We start from the raw sequence: 22,138 nt of genomic DNA, 5'->3' as shown, positions 1-22,138 counted from the left end.
GTCCGTCCCGTACGGGAGCCCGGTGCGGACTCCCGTACATCTCATGGGACTTCGGGACTGCTTACTTCAGACCGAGCTTGTCGCAGGCGGCCTTGTACTTGCCCGTGCAGATCTCCTCGACGGTGTAGACGCCGTCCTTGATCACGGTGTCGTTGATGTTCTCCTGGGTCAGCGACACGACCGGGACGAGCACGGAGGGAACACCCTTGGTGGTGGGGCTGTCGACCGTGTCCTTGGCGACGGAGTCGAGCGACTTGCCCTGGGCGAGCGCGACGGCCATCTCGGCGGCGGCCTCGGCCTCCGGGGCGTACGGCTTGTAGACGCTCATGAACTGCTCACCCGTCACGATGCGCTGCACACCCGCGAGTTCGGCGTCCTGGCCGGTGACCGGAACCTTGATGCCGGCGGCCTTCAGGGCGGTGATGATGCCGCCCGCCATGCCGTCGTTGGCGGAGTAGACGCCGACGATCTTGTCCTTGCCGAGGGCGGAGATGGCGCCCTCCATGTTGGCGTTGGCGTTCTCCGGCTTCCACTCCTTGGTGTCGTACTCGCGGCCGACCTTGACCTTGCCGTCGAGGGCGGCGTGCGCGCCCTCCTTGAACTGGGCGGCGTTCGGGTCGGTGGAGGAGCCGTTCATCATGACGATCTGGCCCTTCTTGGCCTTGTCGCCCAGCGCCTCGAGCAGGGCCTCGCCCTGCGTCTTGCCGACGGTCACGTTGTCGAACGAGGTGTAGGCGTCGATCGGACCCTCGGCCAGGCGGTCGTAGGCCACGACCGGGATACCGGCCTCCTTGGCCTTCTTCACCGAGCCGGCGATGGCCTTGGCGTCCACCGCGTCCACGATCAGCACGTCGACCTTGTTGGTCACCATCGTGTCGACCTGCTGGTTCTGCAGGCTGGCGTCCTGCTTGGCGTTGGCGTAGACGACCTCGGCCTTGTTGTTCGTGAGCTCCTTGATCTTCTTCTCGATCAAGGGCTTGTCGAACTTCTCGTACCGCGCGGTCTGGTTCTCCGGCAGGAGCAGACCGACCTTGATGTCGTCGCCCTTCTTGGCGGCGGATTCGCTCGAGCCGCCCTTGTCGCCGGACTCGGCGGCGCTGCCGCAAGCGGCGAGAGAGACGGCCATCGCGCCGGCGGCGATGGCGACGGCGGTACGACGCATACGGGTGTTCACTTCAGAAACCTCCCTGACGAGGCCGCGACGGTGCGGCCGAGGTGGCTGGAAGTCAACTCGGCCACGCGTGCGACGTCAAGAAGTAAATCCTTAACGAGATGGCAACGGTGCCATCCGTTCTCTAAGTGAAGGCAGGAGAAGCCGCGGTGAGGGTTCCGGTGGCGGTGCCGTCCAACAGGGCGGAATCGCCCATTTCACCCAACGCGAGGGCGAGCGCGCCGAGTACCTCCGCACGGCCCCCGAGTGCTCCGGGGAGAACGGAGAGTTGACGCGCCGCACTGGGGATCGCGTAGCGGCCGACGGACTCCCTTATCGGCGCGAGCACCAACTCACCGGCCTCGGCGAGGTCACCGCCCAGCACGACCCTGCTCGGGTTCAACAGGTTGCAGAGGTTGGCGACTCCACTGCCGATGTGACGACCGACGTCGGCGATCACCCTACGGCAGCCGGGATCGCCCTCGCGCGCCAACCGCACGACGCCCTCCATGGTCAAGTCCGTGCCGTGGCTGGGCTGGAGCAGCGGAAGCACATAGCGGGCCGCCGCGAACGTCTCCAGGCAGCCGCGGTTGCCGCAACGGCAGACCGGGCCCGACTCGTCGAGCGTGATGTGCCCGATCTCACCCGCCGTGCCGCCGGGTCCGCGGTAGATCCTCCCGCCGATCACCAGTCCGGCGCCGACACCGCTGGCGACCTTGATGTACGCGAGGTCGCGCACGCCCCGGCCGCTGCCCCAGACCATCTCGCCGAGAGCGCCGAGGTTCGCGTCGTTGTCCACGTGCACGGGCACGCCGAGCCGCCCCCGCAGCTCCTCGGCGGGCTTGGTGCCGGTCCAGCCGGGCAGGATCGCGGTCGAGCCCAGGGTGCCGGACTCCACGTCGATCGGACCGGGCACGCCGAGGCCGATCCCGGCGACCTTGGCACGGTCCACCCCGGTCGCCTCGATCAGCCGGCTGACCAGCTGCTCCGCCCGGTCGAAGCCCTGCGTCGAGGAGGCGTCCACGTCCAGCGGCTCGGACTCCTCGGCCAGCACCTGGTGGGCGAGGTTCCCGATGGCCACCCGCAGATGGGCGTGCCCGAAGTCCACCCCTATGACGATCCCGGCGTCCCCGCTGAGCGAGACGCTGCGGGCCCGGCGGCCGCCCGCCGAAGTGGGCGTGACCTCGACCGTCCCGCCTTCCTTCAGTTCCCGGACGATATTGGACACCGTCGCCGCGGACAGGCCCGTCGTCCGCGCGATCTCGGCCTGGGTGAGGGAGCCGGCCAGCCGTACCGCTCGAACGACCCGCTCCAGATTGGCTCGGTGCAGCGACGACTGCGACCCCGGAGTCTCCACGACGACCTCCTGCGCGCGGGGCCGCTTCGATGAGGCCCCATCCCGTGTCCAACTAGTGAACTCTAAGATGAGCTGTTCCGGTCGCCTCCCGTCAAGAGGTTGAACCGTTTCCGAGTACTTGCACACGTCGGCACCCGCCGCTCCCAGGGACGGGTACGGTGGGTGCACGAGCAAACCCAGAGGGTGACTTCAGGGGATCCCGGGGGCCGCTCCCCAAGGCGGCCGCGGGGCTGCCCCGGGACGGCCGCCGGGCTGCCCGGGGAGGCCCCGGGACGTCATTTCAGGGCGCCCGCGGTGAGGCCCTGCACGACCTGGCGCTGGAAGACGATGTACGCGGCGAGCACCGGGAGCATCGCCATCACGAGGCCGGCGAAGAGGCCGGACCAGTCCCCCTTGTAGCCCTGGCTGACGGCCAGCTGCACCAGGCCCTGGGTGAGGACGTGCTTGTCCTCGTCGGTGTTGAGCACGGTGGGCAGCATGTACTGGTTCCACTGGCCCAGGAAGTTGAAGATGCCCACGCTGATCAGGCCCGGCTTGGCCATCGGGAGCATGATCTGGAAGAACGTCCTGGTGTGCGAGGCCCCGTCCACGAACGCGGCCTCCGCCACGGTGCCGGGCAGGGTCCGGAAGAACGCGGTCAGGAAGAACACCGTGAACGGCAGCGAGTAGGCGATGTAGACCAGGATCAGCCCGTGGATCGTGTTCAGCAGGCCCATGTTGTTGACGACGTAGAACAGCGGGACCAGGGCGAGCATGATCGGGAAGCTCATGCCGCCGATGAACAGGTAGTAGATGAACCGGTTGCCCGGGAACTCGAAGCGGGCCAGCACATAGGCGGCCATCGAGCCGAGCACCAGCGTGCCGATGAGTGAACCGCCCACCACCAGGACGGTGTTGAGGAAGTAGTCGCTCATATGGGCCTGGGTCCAGGCCCGCGACCAGTTCTCGAAGTGGAGCTTGTCCGGCAGCGACCAGGGCGAGCCGAAGATGGCGGCGTCGTCCTTGAAGGACGTCATCACCGCCCACACCAGCGGCAGGGCCACCATGATCGCCCAGATCACGAGAATGCCGTGGGAGAAGACGTTGAGGACGCCGCCCGTCTTCTCCTCCCTGGGGGGCGCGCCGCCGGCGCTGTCGGTCTTGGTGACGGTGACACCGGAATCGGCCGGTACCGGGGCGGGGGTCTCGGTCGTCTTCATCTGATCAGTACTCCAGCCGCTCGCGCCGCCCCAGCTTCATCACGACGGCGGCGAAGGCCAGCGTGACGACGAGCAGGGCGACACCGATGGTGGTGGCGTAGGCGGCCTGACCGTCACGGAACGCCTTCTGGTACACGTACAGGACCATGACGGTGGTCGAGTAGTCGGGGCCGCCGGGACCGGTCGTCATGATGTGCACGACCGCGAACGATTCGGCACCCAGGGCGAGGATGCCCATGTAGACCCAGCCGGACTGCACGGTGTCCCACAGCAGCGGCAGGGTGATGCGGAAGAAGGTGGTGATCCGGTTGGCGCCGTCGAGCAGCGCCGCCTCGTAGAGGTCCATCGGGATGGACGCCATACCGGCGGAGAAGAGGACCACGAAGAAGCCGACCGTGGACCAGACGATCACCGCCATGACGGCCCACAGGGCGAGGTCCGGATCGCCCAGCCAGAGCGGCTGGACGTCGTCGAGCCCGACCGCCCGCAGGAACGAGTTGATCGCACCGCTGTCCGGGTTGTACGCGAAAGCGAACAGCAGGGCGACGATCGCGATCGACAGGACCTGCGGGAAGAAGTAGACGATCTTGTAGAACGCGGAGCCGCGGACCCCGGAGATCACCGGTCCGCCGCGGCGCCGCCGGCCGCCCACGTTGATCATGAAGGAGAGGAACAGCGCCAGACCGATCGTCACCACCGGTACCAGCAGGGCGAACAGCAGACTGTGCCGCAACGACTTCCAGAAGATGTCGTCGTCCAGCATGCGTGCGTAGTTGTCGAGCCCCACCATCGTGAAATCGGGGCTCAGACCGGTCCAGTCCGTGAACGAGTAGTAGATCGACTGGATGAACGGCCAGACGACGAAGAGCGCGTACAGTCCCAGGGGGACCGCCAGGAACCCCACGATGAACCGGTACTTGCCGTGCTGCATTGCTGGTGACCCCGTTCTGCGCGCGGGCGCCGCCAGGGCCGGCCCGGCACGGGTGTGCCGGACGGGCCCTGGTGACGGATTCTCACTGGTGCTTGTAGTGCTTGATCGACGAGTCCTTGGCCGCCTCGTCGGCGAAGCCCTGGATCTTCTTGATGGTCTCGGCCGGGGTCGCGCGGCCGGCCATCATCTCGCCGAGCCCGGAGACGCCGATCTTCTCCTTCTGGAGCTGCACGTACCAGTCCTGGATGCGCGGGTTCACCACGTTCTCGCCGGCCTTGTCGAGCGCGGCGACGCCGGCCTTCAGGCCCGGGGTGAGTTCGATGCCGTCGGTGCCGCCGTTGTACGCGGTCAGCGACTTCACCTTGCTGGTGAAGTTCTTCGAGGACGCCTCGCTGAGCATGATGCGCAGCTGCTCCATGCCGCCGGGGCCGTTCTTCGCCTTGGCGGGGACGACGAAGGGTTCGCCGCCGGAGGCCCAGATGGTGCCGAAGGGCAGCTTGTCGGAGGAGTCCAGACCGGTGGGCGCGGAGACGGCCAGGTCGAAGTCGGCGGGGATGACCTTCGCCGACTCGTTCTCCACCCAGGAGCCGTTCGGGATGAACAGCGCCTTGCCCTGGGCCCAGGCGGTCTGGGACTGGACGTGGTCCAGGCCCGGGGTGCCCTTGAGGACGTAGCCCTTCTGCTGGAGCTCGTAGTAGGCCTCGAAGCACGCCTTGACGGCGGGGTGCTTCCAGGCGTTCGGCTCCAGGTTGTCGATGGCGTCGAGCACCTCTCGCCCGCCGACCTTGCCGATCATCGGGTAGAGCGAGAAGGGGAGGTAGTACGGGTACTTGCCCGCGTACGTCCAGCCCGCCATGCCCTTCTTCTTGGCCTTCGCGCAGACCGCGAGCATCTGGTCCCAGGTCTCGGGGTACTGCTCGTCGAGCGAGTCCAGGGCCTTCTGCGAGTACCAGACGCCGTAGACGGTGTAGGCGTAGTACAGGATCCAGACCTGCTCGCCGTCGAACTGGCCCATCTCCACGATGCCGGGGCGCAGCGTGTCGCGGACCTTCTTGGCCGGGTCGTCGTAGGAGGGGGCGTCCAGCAGCGGGGTGAGGTCGGCGAGCTGCTTCTTGCCGACCAGGACGCCCATGTCCATCTGTTCGGCACCGGAGTTGTCGATGAGGTCGGGCGGGGTGCCCTGGTTGAACCGCGGCTGCAGGGTGGACTGGATCTTCTGGGTGGCGGAGAACTCGACCGTCGCCCCGGAGAACGCCTTCTCGTAGATCTTGACCGCGTCCTCGGCGTACTCCTTGCCGAAACCGCCGTCGAACAGGACGAATTCCATCTGCGCGGTGTCATTGACGCCGAGCGGGTTCTGCTCGGTCTTCTTGCCCGCCTTGGCCTTGTCCTGGTCCTCCCCGCCGCCGCTGGCGCACGCGGACAGGAAACCCATCGCGGGTACGGAGATCAGGCCGAGCGCCGCGGACCGCTTGATCAGGTCGCGGCGGCCGACTCCGGTGGTGCTGTGGCCGAAAATGCCGTGGGTACGCGTGCCGTGGTCACGGGTGCCGTCGTTCTCGGCGGAAGTGGATCCCATGCTCAAGTCCTCGCCTTCTCCAGGACTCAGGCGGTGAACCGGATCCTTCCCGGCACCGCGTTCGGGTCAAGCTGGGTCGTGCAGGAAGTGCGGCCGGTGCCGGCGGCACCAGTGGTACGGGACGTCTGCTGTTCGAGGTGCTGTGAGAATGCCCCGGAGTGCCGACAGGTATAGTCCACTTCCCTCCGACGGAGCAAGATCGAACACAAGGTTCACCACCGGTCTTTTCCGAGTTGAGACCTGGCGGAAAAATGATCGGTCACCGCGTTTCGCAGCGGAAGAATCCCTGCCCCCGGACGCGAGCGCCGCAGCCAACACCCTTGACACCACTCGCCACTTGGCCCACTACTGGTGCTTGCGCAGCAATTTTGACAACGTTGTCCAGCGCAGGGAGGGTGCTCGCGCATGCAGCACGGAGTTCGGCACAGAGTTCGACTCAGATGGGGTCCGGCGGTCGTCGCGACGACCGCCTTCGCCGTAGCAGCGGCCTCGCCGGGCGTCGCGGTCGCCCTGCCCGGGGCCCCGGCCAAGGCCGACCGGGAGTTCGCTTCGTCGTTCGAGCCGGGGGAGCCCGCCCCCGACTGGCTGAACACGGTCGACACCGCACCGGGCGGCAAGAAGCGCGCCTCCGGCGTCGACGGCGGCTACAGCAGCGGTATACCGGGCAACGTCACCGACCACGTCACGGACGTGCGCGCCAGCTCGGAGCACACGGGCGCCGGGGAGGTGAAGGAGAACCTCGCCGACGGCGAGCCCAGCAGCAAGTGGCTGGCCTTCACGTCCACCGGCTGGGCCGAGTTCGACCTGGACGCCCCGGCCGAGATCGTCCGGTACGCGCTCACCTCGGCCAACGACCACGCCGAACGCGACCCCCGGGACTGGACCCTGAAGGGGTCGGCCGACGGCGAGAACTGGAAGACCCTCGACACCCGTTCGGGCGAGTCGTTCGCCGAGCGGTTCCAGACCAAGGTCTACGACCTCGACGCGTCGGCCGTCGCCGAGTACCGGCACTTCCGGCTGGAGATCACGAAGAACGGCGGGGCGGACGCGCTCCAGCTCGCCGACGTCCAGTTCTCCACCGGCGGCAGCGACGGTCCCGTCCCGCAGGACATGCTCTCGCTGGTCGACCGCGGCCCGAGCGGCTCCCCGACGGCGAAGTCGGGCGCCGGATTCACCGGCAAGCGTGCACTGCGCTACGCCGGACGGCACACCGCCGACGGGCGGGCGTACTCGTACAACAAGGTCTTCGACGTCGATGTGGCGGTCGGCCGGAACACCCAACTGGCCTACCGCGTCTTCCCCTCCATGGCGGACGGCGACCTCGACTACGACGCCACCCACGTCTCCGTGGACCTGGTCTTCACCGACGGCTCCCGTCTGAGCGACCTGCGCGCCACCGACCAGCACGGCTTCCCGCTGACCCCGCGCGGACAGGGCTCCTCGAAGGTCCTGTACGTCAACCAGTGGAACAACGTGACCTCCCGGATCGGCTCGGTCGCGGCCGGCAGGACCGTCGACCGGATCCTGGTGGCGTACGACTCCCCCAAGGGTCCCGCCAAGTTCCGCGGCTGGCTGGACGACATCTCGCTGACGACGGTGAAACCCGAACGGCCCGAGGCCCACCTGTCCGACTACGCGGTGACGACCCGGGGCACCAACTCCAGCGGCGGTTTCTCCCGCGGCAACAACTTCCCGGCGACGGCCGTGCCGCACGGCTTCAACTTCTGGACCCCGGTGACCAACGCCGGTTCGCTGAGCTGGCTGTACGACTACGCGCGCGGCAACAACGCGGACAACCTGCCGACGATCCAGGCGTTCAGCGCGAGCCATGAGCCGAGCCCCTGGATGGGCGACCGGCAGACCTTCCAGGTGCTGCCCTCCGCCGCGTCCGGCACCCCGGCCCTCGGCCGGGAGGAACGCGAGCTGGCCTTCCGGCACGAGAACGAGACCGCGCGGCCGTACTACTACGGGGTGCGGTTCGAGAACGGCCAGAAGGCCGAGATCGCGCCGGCCGACCACGCGGCGGTCATGCGTTTCACCTACCCCGGCGACGACGCGAGCGTCCTGTTCGACAACGTCACCGACCAGGCCGGCCTGACCCTCGACAAGGAGAACGGCACCTTCACCGGCTACTCGGACGTCAAGTCCGGGCTGTCCACGGGCGCCACCCGGCTGTTCGTGTACGGCGAGTTCGACAAGAAGGTCACCGGCGGCGACGCGAGCGGCGTCAAGGGCCATCTGCGGTTCGACGCAGGCAGGGACCGTACGGTCACCCTGCGCCTGGCCACCTCCCTGATCAGCGTCGACCAGGCGAAGGACAACCTGCGCCAGGAGGTCCCCGAGGGCCGGTCCTTCGAGGCGGTCAAGAAGAGCGCCCAGCGGCAGTGGGACCGGATCCTCGGCAAGGTCGAGGTCGAGGGCGCCACCCCGGACCAGCTGACCACGCTCTACTCCAGCCTGTACCGGCTGTACCTGTACCCGAACTCCGGCTTCGAGAAGGTCGACGGCACCTACAAGTACGCCTCGCCGTTCTCGAAGATGCCCGGGCCCGACACCCCGACGCACACCGGCGCGAAGATCGTCGAGGGCAAGGTGTACGTCAACAACGGCTTCTGGGACACCTACCGGACCACCTGGCCCGCCTACTCCTTCCTGACCCCCTCCAAGGCGGGTGAGCTGGTCGACGGGTTCGTACAGCACTACAAGGACGGCGGCTGGACCTCCCGTTGGTCCTCCCCCGGCTACGCCGACCTGATGACCGGCACCTCCTCGGACGTGGCGTTCGCGGACGCCTACGTCAAGGGCGTCGACTTCGACGCGGAAGCGGCGTACGACGCGGCGGTGAAGAACGCCACCGTGGTGCCCCCGTCGTCCGGTGTGGGCCGCAAGGGCATGGCGACCTCGCCGTTCCTCGGCTACACCGGCACCGAGACGCACGAGGGCCTGTCGTGGGCGCTGGAGGGCTACCTCAACGACTACGGCATCGCGAAGATGGGCGAGGCCCTGTACGAGAAGACCGGCGACAAGCGCTACCGGGAGGAGTCCGCGTACTTCCTGAACCGCGCCCGGGACTACGTCAACCTCTTCGACCCCGAGGCCGGCTTCTTCCAGGGCCGCGATCTCAAGGGCGGCTGGCGCGTGGAGTCCTCGAAGTACGACCCGCGCGTGTGGGGTTACGACTACACCGAGACCAACGGCTGGGGCTACGCCTTCACCGCGCCCCAGGACAGCCGCGGCCTGGCCAACCTCTACGGCGGGCGGCGCGGCCTCGCGGACAAGCTCGACGAGTACCTGGCCACCCCGGAGACGGCCTCCCCGGAGTTCAAGGGCTCCTACGGCGGAGTCATCCACGAGATGACCGAGGCGCGGGACGTCCGGATGGGCATGTACGGGCACTCCAACCAGGTCGCCCACCACGCCCTGTACATGTACGACGCCGCCGGGCAGCCCTGGAAGACCCAGAAGAACGTCCGTGAGGTGCTGTCCCGGCTCTACACCGGCAGCGAGATCGGGCAGGGATACCACGGCGACGAGGACAACGGCGAGCAGTCCGCCTGGTACCTGTTCTCCTCGCTCGGCTTCTACCCGCTGGTGATGGGCAGCGGCGAGTACGCCATCGGCTCCCCGCTGTTCACGAAGGCGACCGTGCACCTGGAGAACGGCCGCGAACTGGTCGTCAAGGCGCCGAAGAACAGCGCGAAGAACGTCTACGTGCAGGGTCTGAAGGTCAACGGCAAGCGCTGGAACTCCACTTCGCTCCCCCACTCGCTGATCGCGAAGGGCGGCGTCCTGGAGTTCGACATGGGCCCGCGTCCGTCGACGTGGGGCACCGGCAAGGACGCGGCGCCGGTGTCGATCACCCAGGACGACAAGGTGCCCACGCCCCGCGAGGACGCGCTGAAGGGCGAGGGCGCCCTGTTCGACGACACGTCGGCGACCGGCGCCACGGTGTCCGCGGTCGACCTGCCGGTGACCGGGGAGACGAAGGCGGTGCAGTACACGCTGACGTCCTCGGACGCCGCCAAGGCGCCCACGGGCTGGGTACTGCAGGGGTCGGCCGACGGCACGACGTGGACGGACCTGGACAGGCGGACGGACGAGTCCTTCCGCTGGGACCGGCAGACGCGGGCCTTCTCGGTGGCCGAGCCGAAGGCCTACGGCCACTACCGGCTGGTCCTCACCGGTGAGGCGGCGCTGACGGAGGTGGAGCTCCTGAGCTGAGCCGAGCCGACCGCGCACGGGAAGCGGGTCCGGGCCGTGGTGGCCCGGACCCGCTTCGTCGTGCATCGGGTTCAGCCGACCCGGCAGGGCAGGCTCGTCGTGCTGTCGCCGCCGGAGCCGGAGACGACGTAGCCGAAGGTGGCGCTCTTCCCCGGGTCCAGCGCGCCGTTGTAGTCGGCGTTGTGGACCATGACGTTCTGGCCCTGGTAGGTGGCGTTGCCGCTCCACAGACTGTCGATCCGCTGACCGGCCGGGAGGGTCCAGTCGACCATCCAGCCGAGCATGGGGACGTTCCCGCTGTTGGTGACGGTCACCTGGGACTGGTAGCCGCCGTTCCAACTGCCCGTCGTGCTGCGGGTGGCGGTGCACTGGCCGGGAACGGGATCGGTCGGGGGGTTGCCGGGCTCCTTGATGCCGGTCACCTCGCCGTTGCCGCCGTCGAAGACGACGTCGGAGCAGGAGTAGAAGGTCTCCGCGCTGTCCGACCGCTGCCAGACCATGTAGACGATGTGGCGGCCCGACTTGCCCTCCGGAAGCTGCCCGGTCCAGGAGTAGTTGGCCTCGACGGTGCCCGGGGACCCGTTGAGCGGCGGGTGGTCGACGGAGAGGAAGGGCTGCTCCTCCATGTCGTCCCAGGTGAGGGTCTGCTTCGGGTCGAAGCCGTCCTTGGTGATGTAGACGTAGAACCAACCCGGGTGCGCGGCCCAGGCGTTGTAGGAGAAGTCGACGGTCGCACCCGAGGTGAGGTGGGTGAGCGGCCAGTCGTCGCGCGGCTGGTTGAAGCCGGTGAAGCTGGTGTTGCCGCCGCTGCACAGCTGCCCGTCCGGCACGAAGCCGTCGGTGCGGCCGGCGCCGTCGGAGCGCAGTACGGAGAACCAGTTGTAGAACGGCGTGGTGCCGCTGACCTGTGCGGCGGCCTTGCACGCCGGGTTGACCGGTTTGATCTCACCGGTGTCGGTCAGTCCGTCCTGCCAGCACAGGAAGGTCCGACTGGCGGGCTTCATGGGAGTGCCGTGCGCCTCCGCCTCGCCGCCCGCCGTCATGACCAGGCCGACGGCCGGGATGGTGGCGAGCAGGGAGACCAGGACGAGGAAGAGGGCTCTGGTGCGGGTGGGGAGGGGGGATCGGGGAGCGGCAGCGCGCCCCGTGATTGTCGGGATCATGACACACCTGTCCGTCGCTGCGGTTACGGGTCGTGCGCATGTGTGCGTGGGGCCGAGCGGGACGGGAGCGCACCTGCGGCGGGTTCCGGTCCGCCGAAGGAATGGGAGCGCTCCCATCCCACTCGTCAGGGAAGGTAGCGCCGTACGCTCCGGTTGTAAACGGCTGACGCAGCGAGGGCCGCATCCCCGACGGACGGGGATGCGGCCCTCGACTGCCTTGCGGTACCGCTTACTCGCTGATCAGGTCACTCGCTGACCAAGTCACTTGCTGATCAGGCTGCGCAGCACGTACTGCAGGATGCCGCCGTTGCGGTAGTAGTCCGCCTCGCCGGGGGTGTCGATGCGGACGACCGCGTCGAACTCGACGCCGGTGTCGGTGGTGACCTTCACCGTGCTCGGGATGGTGCCGTCGTTCAGCTCGGTGACGCCGGTGAAGGAGAAGGTCTCCTCGCCGGTGAGGCCGAGCGTCTCGGCGGTGTGGCCCTCGGGGAACTGGAGCGGCAGCACGCCCATGCCGATGAGGTTCGAGCGGTGGATGCGCTCGTACGACTCGGCGATGACGGCCTTGACGCCGAGCAGCGCGGTGCCCTTGGCGGCCCAGTCGCGGGACGAGCCGGAGCCGTACTCCTTGCCCGCCAGGACGACCAGCGGGATGCCCTGGTCGATGTAGTTGCGCGAGGCGTCGTAGATGAACGACACCGGCCCGCCGTCCTGCGTGAAGTCGCGCGTGTAGCCGCCCTCGGTGCCCGGCGCGATCTGGTTGCGCAGGCGGATGTTGGCGAACGTGCCGCGGATCATGACCTCGTGGTTGCCGCGGCGGGAGCCGTAGCTGTTGAAGTCGCGGCGCTCGACGCCGTGCTCCGTGAGGTACTTGCCGGCCGGGGTGTCCGCCTTGATGGCACCGGCCGGGGAGATGTGGTCGGTGGTGACCGAGTCGCCCAGCTTGGCGAGGACGCGGGCGCCGGCGATGTCCTCGACCGGGGCCGGCTCCATGCCCATGCCCTCGAAGTACGGGGGCTTGCGGACGTAGGTGGACTCGGCGTCCCACTCGAAGGTGTTGCCGGTCGGGATCGGCAGCGCCTGCCACTGGGCGTCGCCGGCGAAGACGTCGGCGTAGGACTTGGAGAACATGTCCTCGCCGATGGTGTTGGCGACGACGTCGTTGACCTCGGCCTCGGTCGGCCAGATGTCCTTGAGGAAGACCGGGTTGCCGTCCTGGTCCAGGCCCAGGGACTCGCGGGTGATGTCCACCTTCATCGAACCGGCGATGGCGTAGGCCACGACCAGCGGCGGGGACGCCAGGTAGTTCATCTTGACGTCGGGGTTGATCCGGCCCTCGAAGTTGCGGTTGCCGGAGAGCACCGAGGTGACGGCGAGGTCGTGCTCGTTGACCGCCTTGGAGACCTCGTCCGGCAGCGGGCCGGAGTTGCCGATGCAGGTGGTGCAGCCGTAGCCGACCAGGTTGAAGCCGACCTTGTCGAGGTACGGGGTCAGGCCCGCCTTGTCGAAGTAGTCGGTGACGACCTTGGAGCCCGGGGCGAGGGTGGTCTTGACCCACGGCTTGCGGGTCAGGCCCTTCTCGACCGCCTTCTTGGCCACCAGGGCGGCGGCGACCATGACGTACGGGTTGGAGGTGTTGGTGCAGGAGGTGATCGCGGCGACGGTGACGTGGCCGTGGTCGAGCTCGTACTCCGTGCCGTCGGCGGCGGTGACCTTCACCTTGTGGCTGGGGGCGCCGTTGGAGATGGCCGGCGCGTCGGAGGCCGGGAAGGACTCCTTGCTGGCCTCGTCGACGTCGCCGCCGTCCTTGACGTAGTTGCGCACGTCCTGGGCGAACTGGGCCTTGGCGTCGGCGAGGACGATGCGGTCCTGCGGGCGCTTCGGACCGGCGATGGAGGGCACGACCGTGGCCAGGTCGAGCTCCAGCTTCTCGGAGAAGTCCGGCTCGGCCTTCGGGTCCAGCCAGAGGCCCTGCTCCTTGGCGTACGCCTCGACGAGCGCGACCTGCTGCTCGCTGCGGCCGGTCAGGCGCAGGTAGTTCAGCGTCTCGCCGTCGATCGGGAAGATGGCGGCGGTGGAGCCGAACTCCGGCGACATGTTGCCGATGGTGGCGCGGTTGGCCAGGCTCGTCGCGGCGACGCCCTCGCCGTAGAACTCGACGAACTTGCCGACGACGCCGTGCTTGCGCAGCATCTCGGTGATGGTCAGCACGAGGTCGGTGGCGGTGGTGCCGGGCTTGAGCTCACCGGTCAGCTTGAAGCCGACGACGCGCGGGATCAGCATGGAGACCGGCTGGCCGAGCATGGCGGCCTCGGCCTCGATGCCGCCGACGCCCCAGCCGAGGACGCCGAGGCCGTTGACCATGGTGGTGTGCGAGTCGGTGCCGACCAGGGTGTCGGGGTAGGCCTTGCCGTCACGGGTCATGACGACACGGGCCAGGTGCTCGATGTTCACCTGGTGGACGATGCCGGTGCCGGGCGGGACGACCTTGAACTCGTCGAAGGCGGTCTGGCCCCAGCGCAGGAACTGGTAGCGCTCCTTGTTGCGGCCGTACTCCAGGTCGACGTTCTGCTTGAAGGCGTCGTTGGTGCCGAACTTGTCGGCGATGACGGAGTGGTCGATGACCAGCTCGGCCGGGGCCAGCGGGTTGATCTTCGCCGGGTCGCCGCCGAGCTCCTTGACGGCCTCGCGCATGGTGGCGAGGTCCACGACACAGGGGACGCCGGTGAAGTCCTGCATGATCACACGGGCCGGGGTGAACTGGATCTCCTGCGACGGCTGGGCCTGGGAGTCCCAGGAGCCGAGCGCTCGGATGTGGTCGGCGGTGATGTTCGCGCCGTCCTCGGTGCGGAGCAGGTTCTCCAGCAGCACCTTCAGGCTGTAGGGAAGGCGTGCGGAGCCCTCGACCTTGTCCAGCCGGAAGATCTCGTACGACTCGTCGCCCACCTGCAGCGTGCTGCGGGCGTCGAAGCTGTTCGCCGACACGACAGTCTCCTTCATTGATGTACGCGTACCACCACACCGCAAACCGTGTGCGGCTACCGCCGCGTGGTGCCGCCACCCACGTCTCGACCGATCCGCTAAGGTAAGGCTAAGTTAGGTACCCCTTACCAGGGTGGCGGCTGCGGTGCACCTCGGCAGATATCTCGATGTCGAGATAACTCTAGTACACCGCGGCCGAATGGTCATGCGTGGGCCCGCTCGCGGCACCCGGATACCGCCCTTCCGGGTACCCCGTTCCCGGCCCTCTCCCCATTCCCGGCCCTCCCCTCCCCGATCCCGTCATCACCGGGCCCGGACGGGGTATGCGCACCGGAACGACGTCGCGAACCCGGCGTCACGAACCCAGGGAGGGAGACAGGGATGCCGTTCACGTTCCGCAAGAGCTTCAGGATCCTTCCGGGAGTGCGCCTGAACATCAACAAGCGCTCCTGGTCCGTCACCACCGGCGGGAGGCGCGGCCCGCGCCACACCACGAGCAGTACGGGACGTCGTACGACATCGATTGATTTGCCCGGACCTTTCGGATGGCGGCGCACGCGCAGCACTCGCCGCACCAGGTAATATTGACGTCTTATCACCCGAATGGACCCACGCAAGGGGCCCCCGGAAGGCGCCATCTCATATCTGAGATAGCCTCAGCCTCATGTCAGACGACTACCTCGTACGCATCGGCAAGCTCATCCGCGACGCCCGGCAGCACCGCGGCTGGACACAGGCGCAACTGGCGGAGGCTCTCGGTACCAGCCAGAGCGCCGTCAACCGCATCGAGCGCGGCAACCAGAACATCAGCCTTGAGATGATCGCCCGCATCGGCGAAGCACTCGACAGTGAGATCGTCTCCCTGGGCTACGCCGGCCCCATGCATCTGCGGGTCGTCGGCGGCCGCCGCCTCTCGGGCGCCATCGATGTGAAGACGAGCAAGAACGCGTGCGTGGCACTGCTGTGCGCCTCCCTGCTCAACAAGGGCCGCACGGTGCTGCGCCGCGTCGCCCGCATCGAGGAGGTGTACCGCCTCCTCGAGGTGCTGGGCTCCATCGGCGTCCGTACCCGGTGGATCAACGACGGCGTCGACCTGGAGATCGTGCCGCCCGCCACGCTGGACCTGGACTCCATCGACGCGGACGCGGCCCGCCGCACCCGCTCGATCATCATGTTCCTCGGCCCGCTGCTGCACCGCCAGGACCGCTTCATGCTGCCGTACGCGGGCGGCTGCGACCTCGGCACCCGCACCGTCGAGCCGCACATGATCGCGCTGCGCCGGTTCGGCCTGGAGATCGCCGCGACCGAGGGTCAGTACCACGCGGTGGTGGACCGCTCCGTGCGCCCGGACCGGCCGATCGTGCTGACCGAACGCGGGGACACGGTCACCGAGAACGCGCTGCTGGCCGCCGCCCGGCACGACGGCGTCACCGTCATCCGCAACGCCTCCTCCAACTACATGGTCCAGGACCTGTGTTTCTTCCTGGAGGCGCTGGGCGTCAGGGTCGAGGGCATCGGCACCACCACGCTCACCGTGCACGGCATGCACACCATCGACGTCGACGTGGACTACTCCCCCTCCGAGGACCCGGTCGAGGCGATGAGCCTGCTCGCCGCGGCCGTCGTCACCGAGTCCGAGCTGACGGTGCGCCGGGTGCCGATCGAGTTCCTGGAGATCGAGCTCGCGGTCCTGGAGGAGATGGGCCTCGACCACGACCGCAGCCCCGAGTACGTCGCCGACAACGGCCGCACCCGGCTGGTCGACCTCACGGTCCGGCCCTCCAAGCTGGAGGCGCCGATCGACAAGATCCACCCGATGCCCTTCCCGGGCCTGAACATCGACAACGTCCCGTTCTTCGCGGCGATCGCGGCGGTCGCGCAGGGCCAGACCCTCATCCACGACTGGGTCTACGACAACCGCGCCATCTACCTGACCGACCTCAACCGCCTCGGCGGCCGCCTCCAACTCCTGGACCCCCACCGCGTCCTGGTCGAGGGCCCCACCCGCTGGCGCGCCGCCGAAATGATGTGCCCCCCGGCCCTGCGCCCCGCCGTGGTCGTCCTCCTGGCGATGATGGCCGCCGAGGGCACGTCGGTGCTCCGCAACGTCTATGTCATCAACCGGGGTTACGAGGACCTGGCGGAACGGCTGAACTCGGTCGGGGCCCAGATCGAGACCTTCCGGGACATCTGAAAGCTGTAAGAAAAGGTAACGCGAATCCCCCCCTGACCTGCACGTATGCAAGCCAGGAGGGGATTCGGCTTCGCCTGTGGGACTTCTCAGGGACTTTTGGGCCGAGCCGGGAGACTGTCGGTCTCAGGGGCTGAGGGACGGATTGCCCGGCACTACAGGTGATGGGTCACCGGACGGGCATCGGCCTGAACGACTCATGGACGAGGACAGGTCGGGCCGGGTTCTCCACTCACTGCCTTACTGTCACGCTCAGACACCCTCCACGAGCCCGTCCCGCTCACTGCGAACGCAAGCTCACGCATCATGACCCTTACCGCTTCCCTGCGGTCATAATGGAGGCATGTCCTCGACCCCACAGCGCCCCGCACCCGCGCCGAGCCGCCTCTCGGACGCGGTCGCCGAGGATCTCGCGTTGTACCGGGAGAAGTTCCGACGGCGTCTGCCGGAGTCGCTGGACGAGTTGCACGGCCCGACCCAGGGAGTTGTGGAGCTGCCATTGCACATGGCCTGGTCGGGCATGACCTCGTACGACCTGGGCAAGCCGCGGCAGCGCATGGGCCTGTACCGCACCGTCCTGCACGAGGGCCTGCACGACGACCTGCCCCGCTACCTCAACCAGGACCTGCTCCTTGAGCTGTGGCCGGTGCTGCGCACCCTCGTCGGCCGCACCGTGCGCGCCGTATGGGAAGACGCCTTCCCCCAGCTCGCCTCCCGCACCCGGGCAGCCGCGTGACGGACATGCCGGAGCTGCACACGCGGCTCCTGGCGGATGTGATCGCACTCGGCTCCCCATACCCCCTCGTTCTCACCGGTGGATATGCCGTGCGGGCACACCGTCTCGTGAACCGTCCCAGCCAGGACCTCGACGTCGCCACCGAGAACCCGGCGCCCATGGCCGACATCGCCGCCACGCTCCGTGCCGGCCTGGAAGCCCGCGGCTGGACGGTGCACGCGCTGGAGACCGCCCCGCTGTCCGCCCGCTTCACCGTGACCGACCCGGCCACCGGGCAGGAGTGCGAAGTCGACATCCTCAAGGAGATCTTCTGGCGGCCGGTCGCCCAGAGCCCCTACGGGCCCGTCCTCGCGGAGGAGGACGTGATCGGGACGAAGGTCCGCGCCCTGGCCGACCGCGGAGCGCCCCGCGACCTGATCGACGTGTTCGCAGCCTCCCGCCGCTGGCCCAACGCCGAGCTCGAGGAGTTCGGCCGCCGCCACGCCCGCGGCCGCTTCGAGCGCGAGGACCTGCAGGCCAACCTCACGGGCGCCGAGTGGACCGACGACGAAGCCTTCGCCGCCTACGGGCTCGATCACGCCACGATCAACGCTCTCCGCGCCTGGGCCTTGGAATGGGCCGACGAACTTGCGGCCCGTCTCATCGAAGAAGCCGATGATCCGGACACCGACTGAACGTGTCGGGACAAGACCCGCTTCTTGGTCACGGTCCGAGGTGCACGTACGCCGCCCACACCTCTACGGCTTCCGGTCGTTCGCGGCGACGCTCCCGCACCGCTGCATAGAGGGCATGTGCCGCGTCGCGGGCTGTCGGGACAAGTGCCACCCGCCCGCGCGCGCCGGAGCTTTCCAGCAGCTTCTCGTAAAAGCTGGTGGCGACGTGCCGGGCCCGGAGGCTGTTCATCTGCCACTGTGCGGCGACGACGTGCCGGAAGCCGGCGAGCTGAAGCGCTCCGGCAAGACTGACAGGCTCGTCGGAGTGGGCCCGCGGCGCCAGGTGGGTCTGGCAGGCCGAGAGGAACGCGAGCTCCGCCTTGTCGAGGCGGAGACCGGCGATGTCCCGGATACGCAGGGAGTCGCTCGTGGCGTGGTCCCACAGATAGAGAAGCCCATCGGGTTCCTCGGGGTTCTGCTCACCGTGGCCCGCGAAGTGGAACCAGCCGCTGGCCCGGAGTCGCCGCAGGACGGTCTCCCGTAGCGCGTCCTCGTCTCGCAACGGCTCGGCCGTCGGAAATAGCCGTGCGACAGCGTCGATCTCCACGGCCACGTGGCGCAGCTCGGCCAGGTCCGTCCCGGGCGGAGTCCTGCCGACCCCGACGAGCAGCATCGACGGCTCAGCCCGGGGCGCGGCCCGATCGGCCACACGGGCGGCCTTGAGAGCACGGAGCGTCGGGGTGTGGCTGGAGACGAACCGGTCGGTGAGGCTGTCGTCGGCCAGGCTGTTCCGGTCGAACGGGTCCTTGATCCGGGTGGCCGCATGGACCGGAAGGTGGTTGAACACGCCGGTGGGGCACCACCAGACCCGGGAGGGCGGCACGTTCTCGTCCGCGTGCGGCGCGGCGGGCACGACCCTCAGCACGGGCTCCGCGACCGTCGTCCACAGCCAGTCCAACAGGTCGGTCAGATACGGGCGCAACTCGATGTGCTGCTCGTCGTCCGCGCCGTCCCCTTCCTCGAAGGGATGCGCAAGCCGTGACAGGGCCTGAGCGCGGAGCACTGCCTTGCTGTGCCTGAACCCGGGCAGGGGGACGACCGTGAGGGCGTTGTCATGGAGGACGAGCGCGTCCGATCGGAAGGGGCTGGAGTTGAGGACGATGACTGGTCCGTCCTGCGCGGCCGAGAGGAGGTCTCGGTACGGCAAAGGCTTGAGGAAGTCGGCCAGACCCGGAAGTTGTCGTACCTGCTGGACGAGATGCTCCCAGTGGTGCTGACGCTGCCTTCGATACGTTCCCACAAGCTCAGGTTCGCCGCTGCGGGCTGGGTCCTGGTCGTTGCGGAGCAGCTCCAGCTCAGTCGCCAGTCGGGGGTTCTGGCAACGTACGGCCTCCAGGTCGGCGCGCATGTCCAGGGCATGGGAGAGCAGTTGGCCGCGGCCGTGTTCGAGGATCTCCAGCGCCCTTTCGGGGGCATCGGCGTGGAGGGCGATGGCGGCCGCGTCGGAGACCATCTGGGAGGTGTCGCTCAGGGCGTGCAGCCGGTCGTCAAAAGCGAGGCCACCCCAGGCCAGCCACGGCAGGACGGCGATGGCGGCGGTGCAGGCGTCGAGGGCCCCCGTCCAGTCGCCCCGCCCCGCCAGGAGTTCGGCGCCCTTGACAGCCGCGTTCCATCGGGTCGTCGCAGTCGCCGACGGCTGCCGGGCGGCCCGCAGGCACAGACCCGCGGCCTCTGTCACCTCCTCGGCCGACGGTGCCTCGACGCTGACGAGCGTGGTGGCGAGGAGCAGCGCGGACAGCGCCCAGGACGGATCGTCCGCATCAAGCGAATTCACGGTCTGACGGTGGACGGCCAGCGCCTCCTCCCAGCCCCGCCGATCACCGGTGACCTGCCCGAGAGCCTTCAGGGCTTCACCGTACTGGTTCTCGACGGCCGGACGGGTGGTGTACCCGGGCGGCAGCGCACGCAGGGCTTGCCGCAACACCTCCACCGCACGCTCCACATCGCGGCGGCCGCGCTCCACGTCGTTCCGCTCGGCGTGGTGGACACCGCGGCTCACCAGGCAGCCGCCCAGATCGCACAGCAGCAGGGGGTGGTCCGGTGCTTCGGTGGGAGCCTCGTCAAGTGCGGCCTCGACCACTTCCAGTGCTTCGTCGAGCAGAGCGGGATCCTCGTCGATCAGCCACCAGGAGTGCAGCGTCGCAGCCAAGTTGTGGCGGGCGAGTCTGCCGAGGGCTTCGTTCGCCGTGCTGGCGGCCACCGTCACTCTCAGGTGCCCGACGCCGTGCCGGAGCTGCTCCCGGTCATGCGTGACCTCACCGGCCTGCCGCAGGATCGTCCCGAGGTTGTGGTGCAGGACGGGCTTGTCCTGCGGAAGGAGGTTCTCGCTGTCGAGGGCGTCGCGCAGCAGCCGCTCCGCGGCGCGGTAGTCCTCGGGGCGGCCCGGGAGGGCGAGAACCAGCGCATGGTTGGAGAGGCGTTGTGCCCACTGGGGCGCGGTTCCCGGGAACCGCGCGAGGGCGATGCCCTGGCCCGTGTGCTCCCGTGCCCGCTCGTGGTCGCGCCGGTCGCCGGAGCGTTCGTACCGCAGGCGCAGCAGGTCGCCAAGCACGGTGTGCGCGACCGGGAGCTGTTGCGGTGCTTCGCGTGGTGGGCAGAGGCGTAGGGCCTGTTCCGCGTGGCTGATTCCGGTCGACAGCTGCTCCGGGTCTCCGGTGGCCCGGTAGAAGTCTCCGTTGAGCAGGGCGAGCCGGTTGTGGATGAGCCAGGCGTGATCAGTGCCGCTCAGCTCGGTGAGAGCCCGCTCGTACAGCACCGCCGTCTCCCGCATGTAGGCGATGCCGGCCTCGGACGGGAACTGGTAGCGGACATCGGCCAGCAGACGCATGTGCGCCGCGTGATCCGCCGAACCGGGCGTGACCGCTGCCAGGGATTCGATGGCGAGGCGGTGGGTCAGGGCGATGTCCGCAGGCGCGAGTTGCTCGTGCTGGGAGGTCAGCAGGAGCAGCATGGCCAGTCGCCACTGCACGTCGGCGCGCCATTGTGCCGTGGCGGGGTCGGCGAGGCGCAGGGCGGCCTCGCAGTCGAGGCGGGCGCCCTGGGCGTCCTGCCGCTGTCCCAGGAGCCGGTAGCGGGTGAAGAGAAGACGGCCGCGCAGCTCGAACAGCGCTGGATCGCCCAGCCGTTCACCGAACGCGCCGATGCCGCAGGAGCACAGGGCGACCGCCTCCTGGCAGAGCTGGTGGTCATGAGTGCTCTCGTAGCGTTCCAGCAGGAAGCGGATGCGTCGCCGGAGCAGGAGGGACCAGGTCTCGACCCCCGGGCCCAGGGTCGGGACCAGAGAGCCGCCTAAGGTCTGCCGGGCCTGTCCCAGCCAGGAGGCGCCGGCCGTATCGTCCCCTCGTAGCGCGGCGAGCTGAGCTGCGGTGAGGCACACCACCGCACGTTGGTCAGGCGCCCACGGCTGCCCGTGCGACGCGTCGAGCATCGGTGCCAGCGACCGGTGGCAGTCTTCGGCGAGTCGGGCGTCGGACGGGTCCCTTGTCATGCCGAAGCGCAGGACGTGCAAGAGCATCAGCATCCAGCGGCGGCCGATCCAGTTCTCGGCGTCGCCCGTCGGCGTGCGGCCGGCGGACGCCACCATGAGGTCGATCGACTGGTGCAGGGCGTCCGGGACGCCTGTCGCGATCCAGTAGAAGCCCTGGCAGGCACCCAGTTGCTCTTCCAAGGCGGCTCGTTGCGGGTGGTCCGGCGTGGTGTTCTTCAGAGCGGTTCGATAGAAGGAGATGGCGCTCTGGAGGGCCTGCACGTCGCTCGGATCGTCGTACCAGCGCTGAAGGTCCTGGACGGCGTACCGGCCCATGTCGGCGGCGACGAGATGTGCATCCTTGACGAACAGCAGCCGTCCCAGGAAACGTCCGAAACCGTTCAGACCGTTCGCGCGGCTCATCCGCCCCCCATAGCCATCTCGTCCGAT

The 22,138-nt window shown here is 68.5% G+C and carries 13 protein-coding genes; 5 read left to right on the top strand and 8 right to left on the bottom strand.

Features of this window, described 5'->3' with window-relative positions; genetic code table 11:
* Positions 1–61 precede the first annotated feature (61 nt).
* From ACVW19_RS27025 to ngcE, 5 genes are all read right to left on the bottom strand, one after another.
* Positions 62–1,162, bottom strand: coding sequence for a substrate-binding domain-containing protein (locus ACVW19_RS27025; RefSeq protein ID WP_457464800.1), 1,101 nt, complete (start codon positions 1,160–1,162; stop codon positions 62–64).
* Positions 1,163–1,295: 133 nt separating this feature from the next.
* Entirely contained in the window at positions 1,296–2,507 is a 1,212-nt protein-coding gene (locus ACVW19_RS27020) for an ROK family transcriptional regulator (RefSeq protein ID WP_457462495.1), read from the bottom strand.
* A 275-nt stretch (positions 2,508–2,782) separates the two neighbouring features.
* Positions 2,783–3,706, bottom strand: a complete 924-nt coding sequence (locus ACVW19_RS27015) for a carbohydrate ABC transporter permease (RefSeq protein WP_457462493.1) — start codon at positions 3,704–3,706, stop codon at positions 2,783–2,785.
* A gap of 4 nt (positions 3,707–3,710) precedes the next feature.
* Entirely contained in the window at positions 3,711–4,637 is a 927-nt protein-coding gene (locus ACVW19_RS27010) for a carbohydrate ABC transporter permease (RefSeq protein ID WP_457462491.1), read from the bottom strand.
* Between the two features lie 82 nt (positions 4,638–4,719).
* On the bottom strand, positions 4,720–6,216 hold the full coding sequence (ngcE, locus tag ACVW19_RS27005) for an N-acetylglucosamine/diacetylchitobiose ABC transporter substrate-binding protein (protein WP_457462489.1): 1,497 nt from the start codon (positions 6,214–6,216) through the stop codon (positions 4,720–4,722).
* 405 nt (positions 6,217–6,621) lie between these two features.
* Here ngcE and ACVW19_RS27000 point away from each other — a divergent pair, with 405 nt between their 5' ends.
* The gene (locus ACVW19_RS27000; protein ID WP_457462487.1) at positions 6,622–10,437 is read left to right on the top strand and encodes a GH92 family glycosyl hydrolase; all 3,816 of its coding nucleotides are present in this window, start codon (positions 6,622–6,624) and stop codon (positions 10,435–10,437) included.
* 71 nt (positions 10,438–10,508) lie between these two features.
* On the opposite strand, the gene ACVW19_RS26995 is transcribed toward ACVW19_RS27000, so the two are convergent.
* Together ACVW19_RS26995 and acnA are read right to left on the bottom strand one after the other, a co-directional pair.
* Positions 10,509–11,600, bottom strand: a complete 1,092-nt coding sequence (locus tag ACVW19_RS26995; RefSeq protein WP_457462485.1) for a lytic polysaccharide monooxygenase auxiliary activity family 9 protein — start codon at positions 11,598–11,600, stop codon at positions 10,509–10,511.
* Positions 11,601–11,861: 261 nt separating this feature from the next.
* Positions 11,862–14,585 carry an aconitate hydratase AcnA gene (gene acnA / locus ACVW19_RS26990; RefSeq protein ID WP_457462483.1) on the bottom strand — a complete coding sequence of 908 codons (2,724 nt, stop codon included), beginning with the start codon at positions 14,583–14,585 and terminating at the stop codon, positions 11,862–11,864.
* A 378-nt stretch (positions 14,586–14,963) separates the two neighbouring features.
* Here acnA and ACVW19_RS26985 point away from each other — a divergent pair, with 378 nt between their 5' ends.
* The 4 genes from ACVW19_RS26985 (at position 14,964) to ACVW19_RS26970 (ending at position 18,183) form a co-directional block, all read left to right on the top strand.
* On the top strand, positions 14,964–15,164 hold the full coding sequence (locus tag ACVW19_RS26985; protein ID WP_457462481.1) for a DUF4236 domain-containing protein: 201 nt from the start codon (positions 14,964–14,966) through the stop codon (positions 15,162–15,164).
* 82 nt (positions 15,165–15,246) lie between these two features.
* A complete protein-coding gene (locus ACVW19_RS26980) occupies positions 15,247–16,776 on the top strand; it encodes a helix-turn-helix domain-containing protein (RefSeq protein ID WP_457462479.1) in 1,530 nt (509 codons plus the stop codon).
* A gap of 340 nt (positions 16,777–17,116) precedes the next feature.
* Entirely contained in the window at positions 17,117–17,509 is a 393-nt protein-coding gene (locus tag ACVW19_RS26975; protein WP_457462478.1) for a hypothetical protein, read from the top strand.
* Between the two features lie 5 nt (positions 17,510–17,514).
* Positions 17,515–18,183: a nucleotidyl transferase AbiEii/AbiGii toxin family protein gene (locus ACVW19_RS26970; RefSeq protein WP_457462476.1), complete on the top strand. Its 669-nt coding sequence runs from the start codon at positions 17,515–17,517 to the stop codon at positions 18,181–18,183.
* Positions 18,184–18,211: 28 nt separating this feature from the next.
* Here the strand turns inward: ACVW19_RS26970 and ACVW19_RS26965 are convergent, their stop codons facing one another.
* Positions 18,212–22,111: a CHAT domain-containing protein gene (locus tag ACVW19_RS26965; protein WP_457462474.1), complete on the bottom strand. Its 3,900-nt coding sequence runs from the start codon at positions 22,109–22,111 to the stop codon at positions 18,212–18,214.
* Positions 22,112–22,138 lie beyond the last annotated feature (27 nt).

This window comes from Streptomyces sp. TE5632 (genome assembly GCF_054061295.1).
Note: the sequence above shows the minus strand (reverse complement) of the source record. Positions and strands in the feature narration are given on the sequence as shown.